Source organism: Paenibacillus sp. QJM3NY_38, assembly GCF_056173265.1.
Window position 1 is genome coordinate 6,838,594 of record NZ_CM149665.1, and the last position, 24,420, is coordinate 6,863,013.

Consider the following 24,420-nt stretch of genomic DNA (forward strand, 5'->3'; position numbering starts at 1 on the left):
ATATCCCCGAAGAAAACAGCCCTGTTAATGTAATCGTTACTTTCTGCCACTAGCCAAGCAGAGATTCAATGGCGCCCTTCATCGATTCCGGCGTATCTCGCGGTTCGAATCGCTGAACCACCTTGCCCTCGCGGTCTACCAGAAACTTTGTGAAATTCCAAGCGATCTCTCCGCCTTCGTTCGGTCCTGGCTGCTCGGATTTCAAATATTGAAATAACGGATGCGTATCTTCCCCGTTCACGTCAATCTTCGCAAAGATTGGGAAATTCACGCCATAATTCAATTGACAGAATGATTCGGCCTCTTCACTTGTACCCGGCTCCTGTCCGCCAAACTGATTGCACGGGAAACCAAGAACCTGCAGTCCTTGCTGGCTATATTGGTCATACAGCTCCTGAAGCTCTCCATATTGCGGCGTAAGTCCGCACTGGCTTGCCGTATTTGCAATAACCAGAACCTTGCCTGCATACTGATCGAGCGAGACTTCCTGACCCTTGGTATTTGTTGCATGATATTCGTAAACTGACATCTTCGAATCTCCTCCCGGCTTGTTTTGAATGGATGGCATGCTTCCAAGCTCTACAGCCTAGCCAATCTCCTTCCATCATATCGAATAAATCGTCTTAAACCAAATTTTAGTCCAACGCCTCTACCCCGCAGCCCGGAAATCCATTATGATGAATATATGACCTCTTCAAACAAAATTTACATAAGCTAATAACAGCTGTTTAATCAGCAAGTAAGCAGGGTAATGATTTAAGGTTTGGAGAAATATTGCAATATTCCGTATTTCAACAACAGTAAGTGAGGAAAAGAAATGAAACTGTATCCCGAAATGTTTATATCACCATGGCATCTCATTGTCATTGTGCTGGCACTAATTGCCTTCATCGGCTTAATCAAAGGGGGTTATGACCGAAAGACCGTGCTTCGCAGCACTGGGTTATCGACGCTGGCCTTCTATTTTATACTGACGATCCCCATTGGTCTTATCACCCAGGAATCGCTCTACAAAGAAGAAACGATGCTGACCGATTTGGATCAAAATTTTGAGGACAAGAAGGCGGGTTCCGAGCTCCAAAGCTTTGAAGACTACATCGTGGTCCACGCCGGCGCTTATAAAAACGAGGATGATGCGGACATTGAGATCTATGCCGGCAACTACCATGATAGCCAAACGTTTCATGGTCACATCACCCTTTTCGTGTACGATAAGAACGATGATGAAGTCTTCACCGAGATGTACAAGAACGTAACCCTCGCCCCCGGCGAGAAGAAGAAGCTCGACACCGCCTTTACCAGCCAGCCTATGGAAACCTACAGATACCGATACGAAACGCACCCCCAAATGTGAAGGGGTGCGTTTTTCTTGTTTTCGTATTACGTTGACAGATGATCTCCGGGCTGAATCCCCGGCTTATCGTTGTCGGAAAGAGGCTGATTCGCCCCCGGCATCGGCGGCAGATTCTTTGCATCCCGACCTTTGCGCACATGCCGGATGCCCAAATAGAAGAGACCGACCACAGGCAGTGACAGCATGGCTATAGCAAGGAGCATGCTGGACATTTGGTACGAGGGATCCGTTTCGATCTCGGAAAAATCCAAAAACATAAACGATATAAAGGTAATCAACGAGAACATGATGATCTGGAGCCAGCGCATCCATTTCACCAGGAAGAAAAACAGGATCGCGGAGAGTGCAACAAGTAAAATGGGGAATAACGGACGTTCCGGGTCCGCGTTACCCAGCTCTGCCTGGCGTGTCAGCCAATAACCGATAGCGAACTGAACCGGAAAAATCAGCCAAGCCAGCAAACCGGTTCCACGGAAAGCCGATCTTCGCTTTTGCAGCGTCTCTTCGTACTCGAGGAGTTTCATCTCGTATTCCAGCTGATTAAGCTCCTCCTCCGTCAATTCCCGGTCTTCCTTCTCATTTTCCTGTACCAGACGGTCCAGGTAAGGCCGGAATTGCCGTTCCATATTGCCATCAAATTCGGCACGCTCTAAATCCTCGTCCTCGCGAAGCAAAGACGCAACCGATTCATCCCCAAGATCATGAATGATGATGGATGTCAGGTATAAGGGAATGTCCCCTCTGCCGATAACCTCCAGCCACCGGTTGGCCTCCATCGGATCCGTGAAAGGAATGGCCACCGCCCGTTCCGTCTGCCCTTCTCCCGCAACCAGATACATAATCGGCATTAACTCCGCCATAGGCACGGATTCGGTCATTTTGCTCTTCTTATAAGCATAACTGAATTGAAAGATGTATCGACCATAGTATATTTCCTTGATGTCACCGATTCTAAGGCTCCCCTTCAGGGAGTCTTTCGTTTCCGGGTCCCATCTCTCATATTCAATAAAATCTTCGTATAACAAATACTCGTCCAGATGCGTATTGTTCCAGATATGCCCTTTCAGGCTTCTGGACAGACGAATCATCATGAAGATACCGGCGGGTATGGCAACCAGACTCATCCAGGTCCAGACATTGGCCCAGAGGTACAGCAGCATCAATGGACCCAGTGTCAGGGCCAGGCCAAGCAGTATTCCCAGCACGTGCATTTCAAATGTAATCACCCAATAAAAAGGCTGCATTTTGGGCTTTCTCTGCTCATGAATCACCAGAGACATTCAGGCAACTCCCCCTACTATTATTTCATTTGTTTCTATGGCTCACATGTAACGAGGACATTGGAGATCAATATGGAGCAGTTCGCAGGATGTACCAAATAGTATGTTAAGCCAACGGTAGAACGTGCGTCCGGCAGTGTAACAAAAGAGCTGTAATTGCAAGTGTTGCCGAGCGATGGATCAGCTTCCTGCGTTCACTCGCAGCCTAACCTAACGGACTCAGAAGACCTTATTTCGCAAAAAATGGGGTTTTAAGCGAATCGAACGGACAGAAGATCCGTTATTCATCTGGAAAGACGATATTTTGGCTGTTTCAAGGCCAAATAACGGTTCTGGTGTCCGCTATAACGATAAATGGACCTCATTACAGGGAAATAACGTATCTGATGTCCGTTAGCCTCGGCGTTCGGCAGGGTTCTGGCCATCGTCATAGCGATTTCGTAGCACCTGAGTACCATTTCATTGCACCTAGATACCATAACATCGTCCCGGATACCATATCATTGCATCTAGATACCATAACATTGCCCCAGATACCAAATCGTTGCGCACCCAGATACCATTTCATTGCACCGCACCTCGATATGATACCAAAGCGGCGGCGGACAGCACGTCTAGCTTTGCATGCATATTATGTATAGAAATTAATATCCACCTCTACATCCCTACATCCTTACATCATTACATCCCTACATCCCTACATCCTTATAAGTATGCTAATTACTACTCTTGAACCCAAAAATCCTTCCGCGGCAAGTCAGCCGGGAAGGATTTCCATCTCACGCTTTGCCTTATGGAGCCGTTCGTTTCTGAGCCAGCTTCACAAGCAGATGAGCCAGCTGATGCTGCTCCGCTTGGGTTCCGACCTTCCATAACTCCTGAAGAAGCTTCTCTTCGGAATTACGGGGCTCCTCGTTTGCAGCCAGATAACCAGCCACCTTTTCTGCTGCCTGCGCCAGCTGCTCTTCATTCAATCCAATGCTCTCGGCAAGCTGAATTCGCTTGTTCAAATAGGATTGGAAGGCATCAAAATCGGCCAGGATTCTCTCCTTCTCCCCATCATCAATCCGGTCCATTGCGTCACTGACCTTACTCACATCCAGCTCACCTTGCTTGTTCACTACATGATTATGTTCAGACATGGTAACGCCTCCTTGTCATTGACTGGGTAACGCTCTCTACTTAAACGGGATCTTCCGGATTGAAACAGATGCTTCCTGAAATTTTTCTGGAACTTCTAGCGGCTTCGTCCACCGCGCCGGCCACCACTCTGGCCTCTTGCAGCACGGCCTTCAGAGGATCGGGTACCGCCCTGTCCGCCGCGACCGCCTTGATTTCCACGCCCCTCGGTTCTGGACGGTCCACGGCTGCTGCCACCGCGTGTTCCGGCCTGTGATCCACGGCCTTCGCCTGCACGTCCCCCGTCACGACTGCCACTGCTGCGACCTCCAGCCGACAATGGTCCGCGGCCTTCGCCTGCACGCCCGCCGTCACGACTACCGCTGCTGCGGCCTCCAGCCGCAGATTGTCCGCGTCCCTCGTCTACACGGCCGTCACGGTTTCCTGCCCGTCCGGATCCACGTTCATCTCTGCGTGACGATCCGGCCCTTCCTCTGCTCTGCTCGCTGCCGCGGCTCCGCCCTGAACCCGTACCGCGATCCGCTCGGCTTCTGCCTTGGCCGCGTTCCTGATCGGCTTCAAGCGAAGAGATGTTTCTAGCTTTTCCCGCTCTGCCCGTATCCCTGCCTGAGCCGCCCGTGCTTTCCCGAAGGCCTCCAGCACTGGAATCATAGCGGACTCGCTTCAAGCGCAGGGAAATTCCTTCCTCGATGCGCTGTAGATCGTTAAGATCCTTACCGGCTGCAAACGTGATAGCCATCCCGTTTCCACCGGCCCGTCCGGTCCGTCCGATACGATGGATGTAACTTTCAACATCATGTGGCATATCGTAGTTAAAGACATGCGTCACGCCCTCGACGTCAAGCCCTCTCGCGGCAACGTCCGTTGCCACCAGCAGCTGCAGCTTGGCTTCCCGGAATCGCTTCATGACCGCTTCCCGCTTCGCTTGGGACAGGTCGCCGTGCAGCTCGTCCGATTGATACCCATGGGCCAGCAGCGCCTCATTCAATGTTGATGCTCTGCGCTTTGTCCGGCAGAAGATAATCGCGAGAAAAGGGTTATGCTCCTCAATCATCGCGCGCAGGGCATCCTGCTTGGAACGGTCTGTACACTCGACCACAACCTGCTGGATCTGCTCCAGCGGAATCGGGGAAGCCCCCTTAATGACAATATCGACGGGGTCTTTCATATAGTTGCCGGCAAGCTGCTTCACGCCGGCAGGCATCGTGGCCGAGAAGAGCATCGTCTGGCGCCGATACGGAAGCGCGTGCATCAGTGCCTCCACCTCATCCAGAAAGCCCATGTGCAGCATCTGGTCGGCTTCGTCCAGTACCAGTTGCTTCACACCACCCAGCTCAAGCGTGCCCCGGCGTAAATGGTCCAGCAACCGGCCCGGTGTTCCGATGATCAAATGTCGGCCGCCTTCGAGCTTGCGCAGCTGTTTCTCCACGTCCTGACCGCCATAGACCGCCAGAATTTTGATCCCGTCCGGCTCGCCGGCCGTCAGCTTTTTGGCTTCTTCCGTAATCTGCAATGCCAATTCCCGTGTCGGCGCAATAATGAGCGCCTGCGGGTACGCCCGCTTAGGATCGATCTGCTGCAGAATCGGCAGCATGAAAGCCAGCGTTTTACCTGTGCCGGTCTTTGCCCGGGCGATAACGTCCTTTCCTTGCAGCAGCAGCGGGATACTCTCTTGCTGTACCGGAGTCGGCACGGCAATTCCCTGCTCCTTCAGTTTCCGTACTCTTTGTTCGTCAATGCCCAGCTGTTGAAAGTTCGGCAAACGTTCCACCTCATTTAAATTATTTAGCATCTGTTGCGTCAAATCAATTGGATTTAGCAAACAAACATACTTACATATAAGTCCGACAAAATGTCGATCGAATTCGTTTCTAAGAAGAACAAACGTTGTCGTTGTATTTCTTTTCAACTGACAAAAGACCCTGACTTTGGTAATGTCTATGATATAGAAATCCAGTTTACACCAACTAAGGAGGTGTCCCCGATATGCATACCATACAGATCATTCTGTCAGCACTCATCCTGATGATTCTGTTCGGCCTTATCAATCTGATGATGAATTATATTTCAAGACGCGACGGGGAGCCTACCGTACCCTTACGAAAGAAGCTGTGGCTTATCCCGCTGTTGTCGGCCTTTATTATTATACCGTTAGAACTCTTTGCGATGTTATATGCCCGGTGGTTCCCCATATCAGATCCATCCGGATCAGGTGAAATCCTGGCTTACGGCGGTCAAGGCGTATGGCTCGGCTTCTCGCTCACCATCCTGATTGGGTTCCTGATCTTCGAAGGCATCCTTCATCCTTTGGTTATCACCCTGCTAAGACTGCTGCTTCGCAAGGATAGCTCCATCTATATCAAACAGGCGGTTACCGTTGTGACCGACACGGTTTTGCTGTACATAGCGTCTCTGGTCGTGCCCGGCATTCCTGTCGGCGGCTGGCTGCAAGCGCTTCTTATTGCCTTATTCTTTCACCTCATAGAATGGATCCTCATCGGAGTCCAGACTTGGGTGCAGCAGCGCAAGCGGGCAAGAGCCGAATCTACCTAGAACCTGCCGGATTTGAAAATGGCATATAACAGCCATGCAACCATGAGCAAGGCCACAATGAATCCGACTTCAATCACGGGGAATCTCCACAGCATCATCGGCTCTCGACTGAGCGACGAACCGATAATCAGACCCACCATGATGATGCTGAAAGCCAGAAGCACAATGCTGAAGGAGAGCCGGTTACTGATCTGATCCAGCTTGCGCATTAGGGTTTGCAGTTCGGGAACACTGATCTCCACCCGCAGTTTCCCCTTGCTGATCAGGGCCGACAGCTGCCTGGCCTGTCCGGGCAGATCAAGCAAACTCTCGGCAAGTCCGCTTACCCCGTCCAGCACCTTCCTGCTGATCCGGCGGGTATTATACCGCTTCTTCAATAGCTTTCGGCCAAAAGGCTCCGCCATATCGATAATACTCAGACTCGGGTCCAGCATCTCGATGACCCCTTCGAGCGTCAGCAATGATTTGCCAAGCAGCGTCATATCCGGTGGCAGCATAATCCGGTGCCGCTGGGCAACGGCAAACAGATCCGTCAATGCCTTACCGATACGCACTTGAGCGAAAGGCACGTCATAATACTCTCCACGCAGCCGGTCCATGTCTGACCGGAGCGAATCCATGTCGCAATCGTCCGGGATCAAACCCATTCTGGAAACCGCCCGGATCATCCCTTCCGAATTCCGCCGCATCAAGGCAATAATGAGTCCGGACAGATGGTCCTTCATATCTTCGCTGAGATGTCCCACCAGCCCAAAATCCAGAAAGACCAGCTTGCCGTCCTCTCTGACAAGTAAATTCCCCGGATGAGGGTCGGCATGAAAAAATCCCTCAATAAATATCTGCTGCAGCATGCCATCGATCAAATGTTCAGCGATCGCCTTCAGATCATGTCCCTTGTCCACGATCTCCTGCCTCCGGCTTAAGGTGAGGCCATCGACATACTCCATCATCAGGACTTTAGATGACGTGTACTCCCAATAAATCCGCGGAATGCGGATATATTCATGCTCCGGCATCTGGGAGGCTATCTTCTCTGCGTTTCGGGCTTCATGGCTGTAATCCAGCTCGGCCATCATCGCTCTGGCAAACTCGTCAACGATCCGGTCCACACGGTACTGCTTCACCCATTCCCAGTGGCGCTCGGCAATCGAGATTAAATCCCGCAATATCTCCAAGTCACGGCCGATCATCCGGGCTACACCGGGCCGCTGAACCTTGATCGCTACATGCTCTCCGGATTTCAGCTTCCCGGCATGGACCTGCCCAATCGAGGCGGCTGCCAGCGGTTTGTCTTCAAACTCACTCAACACTTCATCGATCGGCATGCCCCACTCTTGCTCAATCAGCTCCCTTGCGCTCGTAGAAGAAAATGGAGGCACCCGTTCCTGCAGCTTCACCAATTCCTGGATAATATGGTCAGGCAGCAGGTCCGATCTTGTACTCGCCAACTGCCCGAGCTTCACAAAGGCGGGACCAAGATCCTCAAGCACTCGCCGGATGCGTTCCCCGAGCGTAATCGTCTCCGGCTGTTCCCTGGAACTCCAGCGGACAGGCAGCGACAGAACATGAAACAGTCCCATCTCCTCCACCATATAGCCAAAGCCATGACGCATGAGCGCCATGGCGATTTCCCGGTAACGTCCGGCATGTCGAATTCGGACCGCCATCTATTCCTGCCGCGATCCTTCCAGTTCTACAACCTTCTTCTCCAGAGTAGCAATGCGCTGTTCCAGGCTGGCGACATCACTCTCTTTGGGAACATCCAGCTCGGACAATACACGCTGCACCTGTTCATAAATATAGTTCTTGATCTGCGACTGCTCCTCTTCGCCGCGTTCGACGAGACGGTTCACAAGCGCTTTGGACTCCGCAGGAGCAAGCTCCCCGCGTTTGACCAGATCATCCACGATTTTCTCTACTTTTTCCTTGCTGACCACGGTAAGGCCCAATCCTAACGAGATGGCTTTCTTAAAAAGATCACTCACGGTACATCCCTCCCGGTCGTTGTCTGGTTCCATTATAACCTTTAACGCTGGTAAAAACATCTATCCTTGGACTTGCTTTCATAAGTATAGAGAAGCTGCCTTATCAATTTCCCCTGATTTCACATGAAATATGAGGGGAATCCGGCGGATAACAAGAAATTGCATTCCAGCCATGCTTATTATGTAAAATACAATTAAAAAAACGAACAGGCGGGAAAGTAAATGATCCCGCCTGTTCGCTTATGGTGTTATCTCATGCAGTTGAAGAATGGCTTAGTCGTCATCCCCGTCATGATCGTCGCGATCATCATGATCCCCATCGTGATGGTCATCATAGTCATCATCATGGTCGTCATCGTCGTCATCATGGTCGTCGTATTTCTCATACTCTGCCTTGATCACTTTACCGCTGATCGCATGGACTTCTACGTCAGATGATCCGTTTGCCGTCTTCACTTCGACGTCATACACCCATCTGCCGTCATCTTGGTCCAGATCCACTTCCACAGCCGTACCGCCCTTAGCGTGTTTAACTGCGATAGCGGATGCCTTGCCGGCACCGATCAGATTGCCTGGAAGGTTATCACGATCATCATCATCGTCATCCCGGTCGGCTCTTACGCCAAGGGATTTGCCGGTATAGGCATCAATCCATACATCCACGTCCCGGTTATTCTGCTGGATCTCCACATCGTACACCAGCTTGCCCTTTTTTCGGTCTATATCAATGCTCTCCACTTTGCCGCTGGCAGCAGCCAGTGCCAATTGCTCCGCTTTTTCCATTCCGATCAGCTGCTGCTGTTGCTTCGTTGCTGCCTGAGTTCCCGCTGCAGTCGTCTGTCCTGATCCTGCCGCCTGTACAGCGTTATAACCGTATACTCCACTCGCCGCGATAGCTACGGACAGTGCGCCTGCCCACCATATTTTTTTCTTCATCATATTACGCCTCCTCATTCTTCTCTCCTGTTGATCTCTACAAAACCAATATACCGTCTCAACATGAGAGCTTTCGGAGAGAAAGATTAGAAAACGATGAGAAAACGCGGACAAGACCTCTCATTTATTCATCGTCGTCCTCATCATCCCAAGTCACCGTCATGATCTTACCGGTAATGGCATGGACTTGAATGGTCGCTTCACGCCCGTCCGCTCTCTCAACCTCCACCAGATAGTAACGGCTGCTCTTACTCTCGCGATATTCCACATCTTCCACCGTTCCGGGTACCTTGTCTAAAGAAAGCTTGATCGCGTATTCTTTGGTAATCATCGTTGCAGGCGGTTCCGAAGTGCCGCTTCTGTTTCCGCTTTCCCCGCCCGCAGCTCCCTCCGCTGCTCCCTTGCCACCGTTATCCGCTGGCTCGGAAGGAGGAGTGTCTGGATCCGGTTCCGTTGGCTGATCCGGTTCCGTTGGCTGATCCGGCTCCCTTGGCCCAGCCGGTTCAGGATCTGGCTTCACAGCGGTCTTATCCCGCTGCTCTATGGACACGATATCACCTTGACGAGCATCCACCGTCATCTCATATGTTCCGGTACCCGACTGAAGCTCTAAACGATACACCCCGCCGTCCAGCGCGGTCTTCGTTATTTCGCCGCCAGGATATTGGGAGAGCACCTCCTCCACCACTTCATCCATTGACATAGCGGAAGTAGAACGGCTAAAAGGACTCCATACCGCATTCACAATAATCATAATCGCTACCAGCATCACGATACCCAGCAGCAGACTGACTTTTTTACGCATCGAATCACCTCGGATACAATCTGTCTTTACCGTCAGTATAGCGCAGCATAGTTAGAATACGATGAGAAAAAGGAACGTTTTAGCCTTTTATTTCGATTCTTGCAGCCGGATCGTGGCGGTTGTACCGACACCCGGCAGACTATCCAGCTCAATCGAAGCCGAGATGGCCTCAGCGATATCCTTCGCCAAGGACAAACCAAGACCGGCCCCCCCGCCCCGGCGGGTACGAGCCTCATCCACCCGGTAGAAACGGTCGAACACGTGCTCCAGCTCCTCTTTGGCAATGCCGATTCCGCGGTCGATGACCCGGATATAAACCTCTGAAGATTTCTTGCCAACCTGGATGACAATATGTTCGTCACTGTACTTGCGCGCATTATCGAGCAGAATGAACAAGAGCTGCTTCAGCCTGCGGCTGTCCGTCCAGCCGAGAACCTCGCCATCAGCTTCAACCTCCACCGTGCGGTTATAGGCATCGCGAAAGGCACGCGCAGATGACTCCGATAATGCCACGAGATCCACCTGCTCCATCTCGACCTGCCATTGATCCTGATTGCGGGCAAGCAGCAGCAGCTGCTCCGTCATCTCCTTCATCCGAATTGCTTCCGAATGGATCGCTTCCACGGATTCCATGAACAACTCCGGCCGGTCCAGACCTCGTCGCTTTAACAGACTTGCGTAACTCTCGATGATAGTGAGCGGCGTCTTTAACTCATGGGAAGCGTTGGACACGAATTGCTCCTGCCTCGCATGATTGCTCTCCAGCAGCGTAATCATGTCGTTGAACGCAGCCCCCATCTCCACCAATTCATCCTTCGATCTCTCCTTCAGCTCGATGCGCCGGAACCGCCCGCTTTGCCGGATCTCCCGCATCGTACGGATCAAAGCCGTAATCGGCTGTACGATCAAACGTCCCAATATTCGCGTCGAAAGGATGACCGGAACCAAGGCAATCGCGGTTACGGCAACCAGTACGATGCGCAGCACTTGGAGCGTCTCCATCGTAGCGGCAAGACTGCGGGCCACCTGTATATTAACCACGACCCCGTCTCTCCAAATGATAGGCAGGGAAACCATCGTATACCGGATATTATCATACTCGACGACCTTCACCTGCTTCTGCGTATCGTACGGCAGCTTAAGCTCATCCATATCCTCACCTGAGGAAGTCACTGAAGTGGACGGATAGCTTTCATCCGGCCCGAGCAATTGAATCTTCCCGTTCAGAGGGACATAGCTTCGTAGAAGATCGCTCGCCGGAATCGTATCCGCGGCTTTGGCCATTTCCCGCGAAATTCTAGAGTCCTCCGCTTCCGCTTGCTCCAGCTGGCTGTCCACCGTCATTTTGCTAAACACATAGTACACGGATAAGTTCATGACTATCAGAATGGCCGCCATCAGCACCGACGAATAGAGGTGGATTTTACTGCTCAGCTTCATGGGGTCTCTTTGAGCACGTAGCCGACGCCGCGGACGGTGTGAATGAGCTCATTTGCGCTATCATGATCGATTTTCTTGCGGACGTATCGTATATACACATCGACGACGTTGGTGTCGCCGTAATAATCGTATCCCCATACGGCAGCGAGAATCTGCTCGCGGTTCAGCACCTGCCGTTTGTTCTTCAGTAAATAGACGAGCAAGTCAAATTCACGCGGCGTCAGATCGATCCTTCTGCCATCGCGAATGACTTCCCGCGTGCCTTCGTTCAATTTCAAATCCGCTGCCGTAAGCCACTCTCCTGCCGCCTGCTCTTCCGGATCCTGCTTACCCTGAAGCCGCAGCGCAGCACGAATCCGCGCCAGCAGCTCTTCGATCTGAAACGGCTTCGTTATATAATCATTGGCTCCTAGATCAAGCCCCGATACTTTATCCTCAACGGAGCTCTTGGCTGTCAGCAGCAGCACGGCGGTGTGCGAGTCATGGGCACGGATCCGCCGCAGCAGCTCAATCCCGCTCATTCCGGGTAGCATGACATCCAGCAGAATTAAATCCACGTCCTGACTGCGGTATGCCTCCAGCGCATCCAGCCCGTTGTCTGCCTTGGTGACCTGGTATCCTTCACTTTCCAGCTCGATTTCAAGCAAACGGGATATTTTCGCTTCATCCTCAACAATTAGTATCTTCCCGCTCACGCGCGTCCCTCCTGCCCATCATTTCGAAATGCCTTAACCCGGAACCCGCGCCGCCCACTTGGCCGCTTGCGTAATCATTAAACGCAGCTGAGGCTGGAGAAAGGATGGCTCGTGGTGGCCCGGCATCAAGAAAACCACGCGTCCGATGCCATACGTATGGCACCAGGCGGCAGGCCACTGCTTCCCTTCATATTCATAATGCAGCAGCACGGTTTTTTCCGTAAACGGACTGAATATGAATCGGTAAGGCTCCTCATCGAGCACAAAAGGTTCCACGCCTTCCGTAATATCGTGATCGGTCTCCCCTGGAACGAAATACAGCTTCTCCATGGGCGGGTGTCCGTCAAAACGGGCGCCGATCAGCTGCGCCAGCTCATAACGATTGGCCAGCGTAACGCCGTTATGAATCACGAGCAAGCCGCCGCCGCCGCTTACGTAAGACAACAGGCCTGCGGTCTGCCGGGGCGAGACGCGCTCATCCCATAGGTCGCTGTAGGCGATGCAGAGCTCGTAAGGGTAAAGATTGCTTTCATGCAGCATTTTATGATTTTCCGTGCACTGCACGGTGAACATGTCGTTCAGCAGATGTGTCACTTGTTTATCGATGCCTTGCAGCGGATGAAACTTCGGGTGCGTGTAGCTGCCAAGCAGCAATGCTTTTCTCTTATCCATCGGTCATCCTCCTATATTACTACTCAATATTTCACATGATCCCTGAGAACATGCATGAAGAAGCTGGCATGGAATGAAATCTCCCCAACTTCATTACGTTATATCATGACATTATTCTTGGCTTTGAGCAAAGTAGCGGCCAAGCGCCACCATCATGCTGCCCATTCGCTCTTCCTCGGGAACCACCATGCGTTCAATGCCTTCCTCGCGAAGCCCCTGGGCCGTAACTTTGCCGACAGCGGCGGCCAGGACCGGTCCGCGGAATGCCTCAAGCACAGCCTCCAGCTTGTCGTGGGCACGTGCATAATCCGCAAGAAAACGGAACTGGGGCGCGCTTGTAAAAGCAACCGCATCAACCTTGCCGCCCACAATTTCCTCCACGAGCTGCGAAACATCCTCCTCCAGCGGCGGAATGTGCTTATACGGCAGGATCTGCTCTACTACCGCCCCGCGACTCTCCAGCCACTCCACCAGCTTAGGGGCAGATTCGCCGTGCAGCTGCAGAATGACGCGCTTGCCCGACAAGTCATGCGGCGCAAGTGACCGGATCAGCCCCGACGTACTGCCATCATCATCTCGGACGACCGGCGCCAGGCCGCGTTTTTTCAGCGCATTTGCCGTTTTGTACCCTCTTGCCGCAATCGAGGTGCGCTGCAGCGTTTCATTCAATGTATCCAAAAGGCCCATCTGTTCGGCCGTATCATAAATGGCTTCCAGGCCGATTCCCGTCGTAAATATCGCCCACGGTGCAGGCGCTTTGAGCCAAGCTTCGATCGAACGGCGCAATACCTCATCATCCAAAAATACGGTTCCCTGGGCCGGACGAAGCAGCGCGGTTCCTCCCATCTTCTCCACCAGCTTAGCCATGTCTGCCGCCTTGCGCGGACCAGCCAAAGCGACGATCCGATCTTTCATATGCTGTGCCATGTTATATGCCCCACTCTCATCATTTCTAGCTTGTGGATCCGTTAATCTTACGCTTCTAGCAGTTGACTCCAGTATAAAGGCCCTGCTCCTATAGATAAAGTCACTTTGGTCTTATTCTTCAAAAAGCCCCCCTTTCCTGCCACAAACCAAAAAGCAGCAAAGGAATATAAGTTCCCTTGCTGCTTCAACATGAAATATTCGAGACATACTGCACGCCCCGGAAACTCTTAAATCTTGAAGCGTTTCACCATCTCCTGCAGTTCTTCGGCTAACCGGCTTAAATCTGCAGCAGACGCGCTCACCTCTTCCATAGAAGCAAGCTGTTCCTGAGAGGCAGCCGATATCGTCTGAGTCTGACTGGAGGTTTGCTCCGACACCCCGCGGATATCTTCAACGGACTTTTTCGTGGAGGCCGTATCTTGAGCCAATTCCTTAGCCGCTCTCGAAGTGGTTCTTACCTGGCCGGACACTGTATTCACGGCCTTTTTGATACGGGAGAAGGAGCGCCCGGTCAGATCCGCTGCGTCAACGCCGTCCGACACCTTCTGCCTGGCGGCTTCCGTCACCTCCATGGTTCGTTCCACTTCTGCAAGTATCCCTGCAATCAGCCCTGATATATAATCCGCTGAGCTTTCCGACCTTTGCGCAAGCTTACGGATTTCGGCGGCCACAACCGCAAATCCTTTGCCCTGCTCCCCGGCTCTCGCAGCTTCGATTGAGGCATTCAGCGACAGTAGGCTCGTCTCCTTGGCAATGTCGGTAATGGCAGATGCGATACCGCCGATCTCCTCGGTCCGCTCAGACAGCTGATGGATAACCCCATTCAAATCGTTCATCGCATGATCGATATCCTGCATCGTCGCTGCTGCGGTAATCACCGTCTTGTTCCCTTCCTGGGCCAATTCCTCCGTCTGGTTCATGGCGTCTGTAACCTTCTCCAACACTTCCGCAATCTCATCTGCATGCCGGGATACTTGAAGAATCCGCTTCAGAATCTCCTCCGCGGCGTTCAACTGGCGTTCGCTGCCGGCGGCAACCTCCTGAATGGAAGACGTGACATGCTCGACGGCGCTTGTATTTTGCAGGGCGCTTGCGGACAATTCCTCGGAAGATGCGGAAACATTCTCCGTCATCGCCTTGACCCCGTGAACCATGTCTCTGAGACTATCCACCATCTGCTGGAAGTGATCGGCCAATTCTCCAATCTCATCTCGCTTGAAGCCTTTCATGCGAAGCGTCAGATCCCCCCCGCTAATGACTTCGGTCGCTTGGCGCATACGGCGGATCGGCTTGATCACTGAGCTTACATTCCAAGTCACCAGAATTAAGGCGGTTAGCAGCGACACGGTCATGACCACAATCATCGTATGGCGGATGCCATTAACGGCGTCGTCGACTTCCTGAACATACATGGTCCCGGCAATTTTCCAGCCGGTTCGTTCATTTGTAATGTAATTCAATTGTTTCTCCATGCCGTCATGAACATAGTGAAAATGACCGGTCGGCTGCTCATACATCTTGGAGATCCAGGTTTCCTCAGCCAACGCGTCCGTTCCTGCTTCATAATCGGGGTGAAACAAATATTTGTGGTTTTGATCCAGCACCATCGTGTAGCCTTCTTTACCTACCTGCACCTCGACCAGACTCTGGATGCTGCGGAGGTTGAGATCAATGCCCACGACGCCTTTGCCGTCAGGCAGCATCTGGGCGATCGTTACAACAATCAGTGAGCCTGCATTCGAAGCATAGGGGGCTGTAATAATCGGTTGGCCCGATGCATTCATCGCCTCCTGGTACCAACCGGTTTGTCTAGGGTCATAGCCCGGCGGCAGCTTTTCACTCGATGCCTTGATAATTCCGGCCTGCGCCGTACCGATAAATACGTCCACCGTCTCCGGATGAAGTCCTAAGTACTGCTTCAGCGCATTGATTGTTGAACCTGCTTGCGCTTTAAGCTCCTTGTCGATTTCCGCGGACTTCATCGTGGTGCTTAAATAATTCAGGTCATCAAACTTGGATTGCAGCGTGTGGTTAATAATCTCATTCGCCGTATCAACGCTCAGCGATGCACTGCGCAGAATTTCATCCTCGATCGTTCCCTTGGCGTCACGGTAGGTGATAAAACCGATGGCGCAGCTGGGCACAAGGAGCACGAGGAGAAATGTGAGGATCAGATTTCTTCGAATACGATTGGCACTTTTTTTCTTCATGGGTTTCTTTCCTTTCTAAACTGCAGTGAATCTCGCCTGTCTTCTATAAAAATACTCCCTTCAACTTATCGGCATCTCCTGAACCATTCATTATGCAGTATGTATAGGTAATTAATTCCATAAAAAGAGGGATACCCTGTTAAACGGGTACCCCTCTTGCCGGCAATCCTGGATTACCGTCTATATAATGGCCATCCATCCTGCACAGCGGAAACCAAGGTGGCTGGCTCTTATACGTTCAGAATACGTTACTTCGACTGATTGGAAGGGATGAATGCGCTTAGGTCTACACCAAGCCCGGCAGCGAGTCGTGCGCCGTATTCGGCGTCCGCACGGTAGAAATTGCATACGGCACGAAGCTGAATATCGGATTTGACCTGACTCAGGTCATCAACCAGATTGCGGATCAGATGATCCTTCTCCTGCTCGGTAAACGAACGATACAACTCTCCGGCCTGTGTGAAATCATCCGTTTTCTCGATACGCTGGCGAACGACACGCCCGACGAGCGGTGCTTCGCTTTCACTTACAGACGGATCTTCCACAGGGCCTGTTGTATAGCTATTCGGCTCATAGTTTACCGGTGAAGGATCTTGATTCACGTTCATCAAGCCATCCCGTTGATGATTACGCACAGGAGCATATGGGCAGTTAATCGGAATCTGCAAATAATTCGCACCCAGTCGATGACGCTGTGTATCCGGGTAAGAGAATAACCGGCCTTGCAGCAATTTATCCTCCGACGGCTCGATGCCAGGCACCAACGCACTTGGGGAGAAAGCGACCTGCTCCACTTCAGCAAAGAAGTTCTGCGGATTGCGATTCAAGGTCATTGTGCCAACCGTTACGAACGGGAAGCGCTCCTCCGGCCAGGTCTTTGTAGGATCCAGCGGATCAAAGGACAATTCATCCATCTCTTCCGGGGACATCAGCTGCACCTGCAGGCGCCATTTCGGAAAATTCCCGTTTGAGATGTGCTCATGAAGATCACGGGTGGCGTGATTGAAGTCCTTGCCCTGGACTTCGACCACTTCGTCTGCATTCAGTGTATTCACGCCTTGTGCAGACTCCCACTTGTATTTAATGTAGGTCACTTTGCCTTCGCTATTCACCCACTTGAAGGCATGGACGCTGAAGCCATCCAACTCCCGATAGTTCGCCGGTGTGCCGTGATCGGAGAACACCCAGGTCATCATATGCGTGGATTCCGGGGACAGCGTCATGAAGTCCCAGTACCGGCCGGGCTCCTGGATGTTGGTCTCCGGCGAAGGTTTCAAGGAATGCACCATATCAGGGAATTTGATTGCGTCCCGAATAAAGAAGACAGGGATATGGTTCCCTACAATGTCATAGTTGCCTTCTTCCGTATAGAACTTCACGGCAAATCCGCGCGGGTCCCGTGCTGTTTCCGGTGACCCCGTTCCATGAATAACCGTTGAGAAGCGAACGAACACAGGAGTTTCTTGACCGATTTCCTGCAGGAATGCCGCTTTCGTATAAGGCTTCATGTCATTCTCCACAACAAATGTGCCGTGTGCACCTGCCCCACGGGCATGAACGACGCGCTCCGGTATCCGTTCACGGTCGAAGTGAGCGATTTTTTCGATCAGATGGTAATCCTCAAGCAGCGTTGGTCCGCGGCGTCCTGCCGTTTTAGAGTTTTGGTTATCTCCAACCGGAGCCCCTTGATTGGTTGTCATTCTATCCATATATGAACCCTCCATCATTTCTATAATTGATTTTAGACTGAATCTAAATTTATGAATTGATTGTATCATTGGAGAATCCATTGGATCATGATTGTCGCATGAGTGTTATATGACCCTTTTATGATCGTAATATGAAGTTCGGATGAACCTTCTAGAGTGCGGTGAATGTACAAAAAAAAGGGAGGGGGATTAGTCCGCCAGGCGGTATCCCACTCCTCTAACCGTTGCAATATAACGCGGGGCTCCCGCGTTGTCGCTCAGCTTTTTACGCAAGCTTTTGATATGGACGTCGACCACGTTGCTGCCGCCCATAAAATCCGTATCCCAAATTTTGCACATCAGGTCCTCACGCGTGCATACGGCTCCTTCGCTGTCCAGCAGGAGCATCAGCAAATGATACTCTGTCTTGGTCAAATGGATCGGAGTGCTGCCCCGGTGTATCGTCATTTTATCCCGATCAATGGATAAGTCTTTATAAACGAGGCCTCGCATGACCTCTTCTCCACCTGACAATCCGGCAGCCGGTGAGAACAATCGGATGGTTCGCTGCACCTGATACATCATCGTATCTTTGGAACGGGCAGGCCATACCATGAGCTCTTCGTTCAACAGGCTTGAGCCCGCATTGCTCATTAATTCTTCCCCTACAAGGTACAGAATCGGAATAGAGGAATGCTCGGGCAGCAGGAGCTCCTTCTCCTTGTTGAACGCCGTCATATTCCGGCAGCCCGTCATATCGGCAATAATCAATCCTGTATTGAGTGCCGACTGAAGACGCGGTTCCCATTTACGGAACATCATCACCTCGAAGCAGTTCTCGGTCAAGGTAATGAACATTTCATTCACCCGTCCGGGCGAACGGCTTAATAACGCAGCCCGCAGGGTTGTGGGACAAGCATCCCCTATCGCCATCGGCGTCGTCGGACGAACATACAGGTTGCCGGACTGGAAATCAGGAAACGAATAGACCGTTCCCAGTGCCGTCATTTCTTCCGTTTGGTTTGACATTCTGGACACACCCCCCCGAATACGACGTGAGCATGATGGATGACGTAATTGGTTTCACCGGCTACCGTAGCAGCCCAATCCTCTGGCACCTCCGTCATGACCTCGTCCACTTTACCGCATACTTCACAAATAATATGTTGATGATCGTCAGTACGGGCGTCGTACCGACTCGCGCTCTCGCCCAGCTTCAATTCTCGAATCAACTGCTTATCCGTCAAATAACGAAGGGAATTATAAACCGTCCCGTACGCCAAATTATATCCTTTCTCCACCAACCGGTTCATGATATCCGCAGCAGTCGGATGATCATGCGATTCCCGTAGGACATCGTACACCGCTTGGCGTTGCGTCGTCAGATTTAAAGATTTCAAGGTATTCACCCTTTTAATTTATTTTTAGATCAAGTATAAATCCTATTCTTCTCAAGGTCAACATCCCTTGCCGAAATTGCCGCTGGTAATCTTTAAGATTTCTTTAGATTCAATTAAAAATTCCTTTAGCTTGTATGGTTAGCATTAGAACATACATAAACGATGAAACGTATAGCCCGCCAAAGGAGGCGATTGACCGCCATGGAATCCATATCCAAGCATCCCAATCAAGTACCCTCATCCCCTGAACGATCCCGTCAGCAAACCGGCACGATTCGAAGCAAACGAATAAAACGCCGAAAGGGACGAGCACGTTTAAGTCTGCTTCTTCTGCTGTTTCTCGTCATTCTGTTGGTCGTGTTCATCGCGAAGATATTTATTCCGCCTCCCATCAAAGCGAGCTCGGCCATCCTGATTCATGCAGATACCGGTCGCGTGCTTTATGCGATGCATGCCGATCTACCCCTTCCTCCCGCAAGCATGTCCAAAATGATGACGGAGCTGCTGGTGCTGGATGCCGTTCGTTCCGGTCAGCATGCTTGGGACGAGAACGTGCCGATTAGTCGATATGCCGCAGAGGTGCCCGGCTCGGCCATCGGCATGCATGAAGACGAACATTATACGCTGAGGCAGCTGTTCGAAGCGCTCATTATTCATTCGGCCAATGATGCGGCTGTAGCTATTGCAGAGCATCTCAGCGGGTCGGAGGCCCGGTTCGTGGACACCATGAATGCCCGGGCGAAGGAAATCGGCCTTTCTGATCGGACCGTATTCGCCAATGCATCTGGTTTGCCTGCCGCAGACCTGGTTCCTTTTGCCGAAGCGGCCTCCGAAGGGGATACCGTCATGACTTCCAGGGATACGGCCATGCTGGCCAGATGGCTGGTAAACAAACATCCCGATCTGCTCGAGATAACCAGCCAGCGCGATTTGCCTGTACCGCAGAAGAAGCTTTCCCTGCATACCACCAATCTCATGCTCCCTGGGGAGCCATATTCTTACGAGGGTAATGACGGATTTAAGACCGGGTATACCCGCTCTGCCGGTTATTGCTTTACTGGAACGGCGTCGCGTGGTGGGAACCGACTGATATCCGTCGTGATGGGAACCGGGGATGCAGATCAGCGGTTTAAGGAAACCCGGAAACTGATGGATTACGGATTCGATCGTCAAGGCATTTTATCGAATCTCGTCGCCGGCCTTTTTAAATGATAATTGCACAAAAACTCGCTATTTTTGAAGGCAAATCTGCACTTTATGCGGTTGATTTAGGGTACACTGTTCGTATGGAATCATCGTTTCCAATGGATGTTTTACTGGAGGATATCACAATGAGAAGCGTATTAATCGTAGATGACGATAAAGAAATATCCGGGCTGATCTCCATTTATCTGGAGAATGAGGGTTACCGCGTAATCCAAGCCCATGACGGGGAGGAAGCACTGCTGGCGATGGCCACGCACGGTGGTACGGTGGATCTCGTGATTCTCGATGTCATGATGCCAAAGCTGAACGGGATTGACACCTGCCGCAGAATCCGGGAAACCTCGTCCATACCCATCCTGATGCTGAGCGCCAAGAGTGAAGACATGGATAAAATCCTGGGGCTGATGACCGGCGCGGATGACTATATGATCAAACCGTTCAATCCGCTGGAGCTGACGACTCGCGTCAAAACACTGCTGCGGCGCTCCACCCTGTACAATGCCGAACTGCTTCGGGAGGACAGCGACCGGATCCAGATCGACGGGCTCGACATTAACCGGACAACACATGAAGTAACGGCCAATGGCAAAGCGATCTCTTTGACGGCAAGAGAATTCGAAATTCTGTATTTGCTTGCCCGCCAACCGGGGAGAATCTTTAGCGCCGAGGATATTTTCCAGCAGGTCTGGAAGGAGAAATATTACGTCTCCAATAATACGGTTATGGTGCACATCAGCAACCTGCGGGACAAGCTCGAGAAGGAGCTGGGTTATAAGCTCATTCAAACGGTATGGGGCGTCGGGTACAAAATCCATGCGTAAGCTGCAATGGAAAATCATCACGCTGTTTTTTGTCGGTGGAGCCCTGACCCTGTCCATCCTGTTCATCGCGCAGCAGATCATCCGATTGATCGGCCGGGAATACTGGAAGGAGCCCTGGGTAAACACCCTATTCAGAGTTGATCGTATTCTGGAGGATTTCTTCGGTTTTCCCATCATCCCGACGATCATCGGCATCGTGCTGTTTATCTGCATGGTTTTGCTCCTGAGCCAGGGCACCATTCGTCAAATCAATCACTTAATGGAGGGAACAAAGCGTTTGGCAAAGGGCGAATTGGACCAAGAGATTATCGTCAGCTCGAATGACGAACTGGGCCAGATGGCAACGCAAATCAATCAAATGGCCAAGCAGCTGAAGCTATCGCTGGCAGAGGAGCGGATGGCAGTCCAGTCCAAGAACGAGCTGATCAGCAACGTATCGCATGATCTGCGTACCCCCCTCACCTCCATCATCGGGTACTTGCGGCTGGTCAATGAAGACCATTACAAGGATGAGGTCGAACTCCGGTATTATACCGATATCGCGTACGATAAGTCGCTGCGCCTGGGCGGACTCGTGAACGATTTGTTTGAATACACCCGGATGGGGTACTCCCCGATAAACCGGGTTGACATTAATTTGGTGGAGCTGCTCGCACAATTGGCCGTAGACTTTTCGCTCACCGGGCAGCAGGGAGGAGTACAAGTCATCTTCACGCCTGAAACGGAGAAAATCATAATCTCCTCGGACGGGGATAAGCTGATGCGTACCTTCGAGAATCTGCTGTCCAATGCGGTACGGCACGGGCGAGAGGCCGGGGTGGTGGATTTGAAGGTATCAAGTGATGCGAAGTTTGCCATTGTACAGGTAATCAATTACGGTCCCCCGATCCCCCCATATGCAATCCCCTATCTGTTCGAGCGGTTCTACCGGGCGGATGAATCCCGTACCGATCAAACCGGCGGCTCCGGCCTTGGCTTGGCTATCGTCAAAACCATCGTGGATGCCCATCATGGCACGATTCAGGTGACCAGTGATACGGAACGGACGATGTTTGAAGTTCTCCTGCCTTTAGAGGCTCCTCAAAATTAACAAAATAAAGCATTTAATATTCGACATACAATTCCATTTTCCGATAAAATAGGGGGTGAATGTCTTCATCGCCTTGCCGCTCTTGTGCAAGGTACATGAAAGGAATGATCCCCCATGACTAATATACTATTTACCAACTTTTGTATATTTGTGACTTTCTTATACTTATCCGGACTGCTGTCCAAAAAATATGTAACAGGCGTTGTGACACCGTCCATCAACGTTAAGATCAACGCCGGACTGCTCTTTGGCATTTACGGGATTATCTTGATGTATTATTCTTTTCCGATTGACCCCCGATTTTTTGCGGATCTGCGGCATCTGGCCATTGTCGTGATCGCCAGCTACCTGGGCTGGCTTCCCTCCCTAATTGCCGGCGTGCTGATTGCACTCGGGCGGCTGATCCTGTTCGGCATGTCCGCTTCCTCTGCCATTGCGGGAGCCGGCATGCTGCTGATCGGAATCATCTGCGGGACGCTTTCTCGTACCCATTGGGGTCGTTTAAGCAAAATGCTGCTCATGAGCGTATCGAGCATGCTGGTGCTCCTATGTATTATGTGGATGAATATCCCGGACCACCACAAGGTGTATACCGTCTTCACGGAGCACCTCATCATATCCATGCTCGCCACGGTGGTCATCTACATGCTGACCGAGTATATCAACACGTCCAATCAACTATTTCTGCAGTTGAAGAAAAATGCGGAGACGGATTACCTGACCAGTCTTCACAATTTGCGCCAGTTCGAGCAGCTGTTGTCGGAACGTTTTCTCGAAGCCCAGCATTTCAGCGAACGGCTGGGTGTTCTTGTCGTGGACATTGATCACTTCAAAAAAATAAACGACACCTACGGCCATGCGGCCGGAGATGCCGTTTTGCAGCAGCTCAGCAAAGTGATGAGGGAGCATTCCCGTTCTTTTGACGAAGTGTCCCGCAACGGCGGGGAAGAATTCTCGGTGCTGGTTCCGGAAGCGACCATCGACGAGACGGCCGCTATTGCGGAACGAATCCGGGCCGCCGTAGCGGACCATATCTTTGTCCTGGAAGACGGAACCAAGATTCGGATCACCGTGTCGATTGGAGTTGCTGTTCACCCCGATACGATTCGGTCGAAAAATGCCAGGGAGCTGCTTCAGCAAGCGGACCGCGAGCTGTACCGCGCCAAGGACAGCGGGCGCAACCGCGTATGCTCCGCCCCCGAAATCAATGATTTGATTCTTTCTTAATTCGAATCCGCCTTCAGTATTTCATCAATGGCAGTCAGCGTATCCGAAGACAGCTTCATGCCGGAGGCCTTCACATTCTCTTCCACCTGCTCCGGACGGCTGGCGCCCACCAGCGCACTGGCTACGTTGTTCTGACGCAGAATCCAGGCCAAGGCCAATTGGCCGACGGTCATACCCAGCTCGCTTGCAACGAGACCCAGAGCCTGCACCTTCTGAATGCGGACTTCACTCATTTTGAGCCGGTCGGCTCCAATCTTCGATGCGCGGCTGTTCTCCGGCACGGCTTGCTTGGAGGCGTACTTGCCAGTCAGAAGCCCTTGAGCTAGAGGAGAATAAACCACTTGTCCAATGCCCTTCTTCTCGCCTAAAGGAATGATCTCCTCCTCGATCTTGCGCTCGAACATGTTGTACAGCGGCTGATTCACCACGATGCGATCCAGCAAGTACCGGTCCGCAACGGCCAAAGCCGCCTCCATCTGGGCAGCGGTCCACATACTGACGCCTATATAGAGCACCTTGCCTTGGCGGACAAGATCATCCAGCGCCCGCAGCGTTTCCTCTAGCGGTGTTTCTTCATGATATCGATGGCAGTAATAGATGTCGACGTAATCGGTACCCAGCCGCTTCAGACTCGCATCGCACTGCTCTCTGATATGTTTGCGGGAAAGGCCCTGATCATTGGGTCCGTCCCCCATCTTGCCGAATACCTTCGTGGCCAGGACATAGGACTCCCGTGGGAAAGCTCTCAAGGTTTCCCCGACAACCACCTCAGCCGCCCCTTGCGCATACACATTCGCCGTATCAAAAAAATTAACGCCGAGTCCATACGCGGTCTGAATCGACTTCACGGCATTCTCCCGTTCCACATATCCCCCGTACGTCAGCCAGCTCCCGAGACTGATATCGCTAACCTTCAGTCCGCTTCCGCCCAATCTTCTAAATTCCATATGCGAAACCTCCTTCATACAAGATAGATGCTTATTCTTTATTG

23 protein-coding genes are annotated in these 24,420 nt (G+C 51.8%); 6 read left to right on the forward strand and 17 right to left on the reverse strand.

Features of this window, described 5'->3' with window-relative positions:
* Positions 1-49 precede the first annotated feature (49 nt).
* Positions 50-529 carry a glutathione peroxidase gene (locus tag AC0VZ8_RS31795; protein ID WP_475485450.1) on the reverse strand — a complete coding sequence of 160 codons (480 nt, stop codon included), beginning with the start codon at positions 527-529 and terminating at the stop codon, positions 50-52.
* A gap of 288 nt (positions 530-817) precedes the next feature.
* Between AC0VZ8_RS31795 and AC0VZ8_RS31800 the strand changes: the two genes are divergently transcribed.
* Entirely contained in the window at positions 818-1,354 is a 537-nt protein-coding gene (locus AC0VZ8_RS31800; RefSeq protein ID WP_475485452.1) for a hypothetical protein, read from the forward strand.
* A 26-nt stretch (positions 1,355-1,380) separates the two neighbouring features.
* Here the strand turns inward: AC0VZ8_RS31800 and AC0VZ8_RS31805 are convergent, their stop codons facing one another.
* The 3 genes from AC0VZ8_RS31805 to AC0VZ8_RS31815 all read right to left on the reverse strand — a co-directional run bounded on the left by AC0VZ8_RS31805 (position 1,381) and on the right by AC0VZ8_RS31815 (position 5,566).
* On the reverse strand, positions 1,381-2,634 hold the full coding sequence (locus AC0VZ8_RS31805) for a hypothetical protein (protein ID WP_475485453.1): 1,254 nt from the start codon (positions 2,632-2,634) through the stop codon (positions 1,381-1,383).
* 791 nt (positions 2,635-3,425) lie between these two features.
* On the reverse strand, positions 3,426-3,776 hold the full coding sequence (locus AC0VZ8_RS31810) for a DUF3243 domain-containing protein (RefSeq protein ID WP_475485454.1): 351 nt from the start codon (positions 3,774-3,776) through the stop codon (positions 3,426-3,428).
* 95 nt (positions 3,777-3,871) lie between these two features.
* A complete protein-coding gene (locus tag AC0VZ8_RS31815; RefSeq protein ID WP_475485455.1) occupies positions 3,872-5,566 on the reverse strand; it encodes a DEAD/DEAH box helicase in 1,695 nt (564 codons plus the stop codon).
* A gap of 194 nt (positions 5,567-5,760) precedes the next feature.
* Here AC0VZ8_RS31815 and AC0VZ8_RS31820 point away from each other — a divergent pair, with 194 nt between their 5' ends.
* On the forward strand, positions 5,761-6,327 hold the full coding sequence (locus AC0VZ8_RS31820) for a hypothetical protein (RefSeq protein ID WP_475485456.1): 567 nt from the start codon (positions 5,761-5,763) through the stop codon (positions 6,325-6,327).
* Here the strand turns inward: AC0VZ8_RS31820 and AC0VZ8_RS31825 are convergent.
* The 12 genes from AC0VZ8_RS31825 to AC0VZ8_RS31880 all read right to left on the reverse strand — a co-directional run bounded on the left by AC0VZ8_RS31825 (position 6,324) and on the right by AC0VZ8_RS31880 (position 19,085).
* Entirely contained in the window at positions 6,324-7,994 is a 1,671-nt protein-coding gene (locus AC0VZ8_RS31825) for an ABC1 kinase family protein (protein ID WP_475485457.1), read from the reverse strand. The two genes, AC0VZ8_RS31820 and AC0VZ8_RS31825, sit on opposite strands and share 4 nt — an antisense overlap.
* Entirely contained in the window at positions 7,995-8,312 is a 318-nt protein-coding gene (locus tag AC0VZ8_RS31830) for a phasin family protein (protein ID WP_475485458.1), read from the reverse strand.
* A 273-nt stretch (positions 8,313-8,585) separates the two neighbouring features.
* The gene (locus tag AC0VZ8_RS31835; protein ID WP_475485459.1) at positions 8,586-9,251 is read right to left on the reverse strand and encodes a PepSY domain-containing protein; all 666 of its coding nucleotides are present in this window, start codon (positions 9,249-9,251) and stop codon (positions 8,586-8,588) included.
* Positions 9,252-9,372: 121 nt separating this feature from the next.
* On the reverse strand, positions 9,373-10,053 hold the full coding sequence (locus AC0VZ8_RS31840; RefSeq protein WP_071218822.1) for a PepSY domain-containing protein: 681 nt from the start codon (positions 10,051-10,053) through the stop codon (positions 9,373-9,375).
* 87 nt (positions 10,054-10,140) lie between these two features.
* Complete coding sequence (locus tag AC0VZ8_RS31845) at positions 10,141-11,493, reverse strand: sensor histidine kinase (RefSeq protein ID WP_475485460.1); 1,353 nt, start codon at positions 11,491-11,493, stop codon at positions 10,141-10,143.
* Entirely contained in the window at positions 11,490-12,188 is a 699-nt protein-coding gene (locus AC0VZ8_RS31850) for a response regulator transcription factor (protein WP_260068625.1), read from the reverse strand. The genes AC0VZ8_RS31845 and AC0VZ8_RS31850 overlap by 4 nt, the downstream gene beginning before the upstream one ends.
* A gap of 33 nt (positions 12,189-12,221) precedes the next feature.
* On the reverse strand, positions 12,222-12,860 hold the full coding sequence (locus AC0VZ8_RS31855) for a ThuA domain-containing protein (protein WP_071218819.1): 639 nt from the start codon (positions 12,858-12,860) through the stop codon (positions 12,222-12,224).
* A gap of 111 nt (positions 12,861-12,971) precedes the next feature.
* Positions 12,972-13,787, reverse strand: a complete 816-nt coding sequence (locus AC0VZ8_RS31860) for a uroporphyrinogen-III synthase (RefSeq protein ID WP_475485461.1) — start codon at positions 13,785-13,787, stop codon at positions 12,972-12,974.
* Positions 13,788-14,014: 227 nt separating this feature from the next.
* Positions 14,015-15,997: a methyl-accepting chemotaxis protein gene (locus AC0VZ8_RS31865; RefSeq protein WP_475485462.1), complete on the reverse strand. Its 1,983-nt coding sequence runs from the start codon at positions 15,995-15,997 to the stop codon at positions 14,015-14,017.
* Between the two features lie 248 nt (positions 15,998-16,245).
* Positions 16,246-17,706, reverse strand: a complete 1,461-nt coding sequence (locus AC0VZ8_RS31870) for a catalase (RefSeq protein WP_475485463.1) — start codon at positions 17,704-17,706, stop codon at positions 16,246-16,248.
* A 189-nt stretch (positions 17,707-17,895) separates the two neighbouring features.
* Positions 17,896-18,714 carry a winged helix family transcriptional regulator gene (locus AC0VZ8_RS31875; protein ID WP_194539989.1) on the reverse strand — a complete coding sequence of 273 codons (819 nt, stop codon included), beginning with the start codon at positions 18,712-18,714 and terminating at the stop codon, positions 17,896-17,898.
* Positions 18,690-19,085, reverse strand: coding sequence for a Fur family transcriptional regulator (locus AC0VZ8_RS31880; protein WP_071218814.1), 396 nt, complete (start codon positions 19,083-19,085; stop codon positions 18,690-18,692). The genes AC0VZ8_RS31875 and AC0VZ8_RS31880 overlap by 25 nt, the downstream gene beginning before the upstream one ends.
* A 201-nt stretch (positions 19,086-19,286) precedes the next feature.
* Here AC0VZ8_RS31880 and AC0VZ8_RS31885 point away from each other — a divergent pair, with 201 nt between their 5' ends.
* The 4 genes from AC0VZ8_RS31885 to AC0VZ8_RS31900 all read left to right on the forward strand — a co-directional run bounded on the left by AC0VZ8_RS31885 (position 19,287) and on the right by AC0VZ8_RS31900 (position 23,429).
* Positions 19,287-20,297 carry a D-alanyl-D-alanine carboxypeptidase family protein gene (locus AC0VZ8_RS31885; RefSeq protein ID WP_475485464.1) on the forward strand — a complete coding sequence of 337 codons (1,011 nt, stop codon included), beginning with the start codon at positions 19,287-19,289 and terminating at the stop codon, positions 20,295-20,297.
* A 119-nt stretch (positions 20,298-20,416) separates the two neighbouring features.
* Positions 20,417-21,112, forward strand: a complete 696-nt coding sequence (locus AC0VZ8_RS31890) for a response regulator transcription factor (RefSeq protein ID WP_071218812.1) — start codon at positions 20,417-20,419, stop codon at positions 21,110-21,112.
* Complete coding sequence (locus AC0VZ8_RS31895) at positions 21,105-22,202, forward strand: sensor histidine kinase (RefSeq protein WP_071218811.1); 1,098 nt, start codon at positions 21,105-21,107, stop codon at positions 22,200-22,202. The genes AC0VZ8_RS31890 and AC0VZ8_RS31895 overlap by 8 nt, the downstream gene beginning before the upstream one ends.
* 114 nt (positions 22,203-22,316) lie before the next feature.
* Positions 22,317-23,429, forward strand: a complete 1,113-nt coding sequence (locus tag AC0VZ8_RS31900) for a diguanylate cyclase (RefSeq protein WP_071218810.1) — start codon at positions 22,317-22,319, stop codon at positions 23,427-23,429.
* On the opposite strand, the gene AC0VZ8_RS31905 is transcribed toward AC0VZ8_RS31900, so the two are convergent.
* A complete protein-coding gene (locus tag AC0VZ8_RS31905) occupies positions 23,426-24,376 on the reverse strand; it encodes an aldo/keto reductase family protein (protein ID WP_475485465.1) in 951 nt (316 codons plus the stop codon). The two genes, AC0VZ8_RS31900 and AC0VZ8_RS31905, sit on opposite strands and share 4 nt — an antisense overlap.
* Positions 24,377-24,420 lie beyond the last annotated feature (44 nt).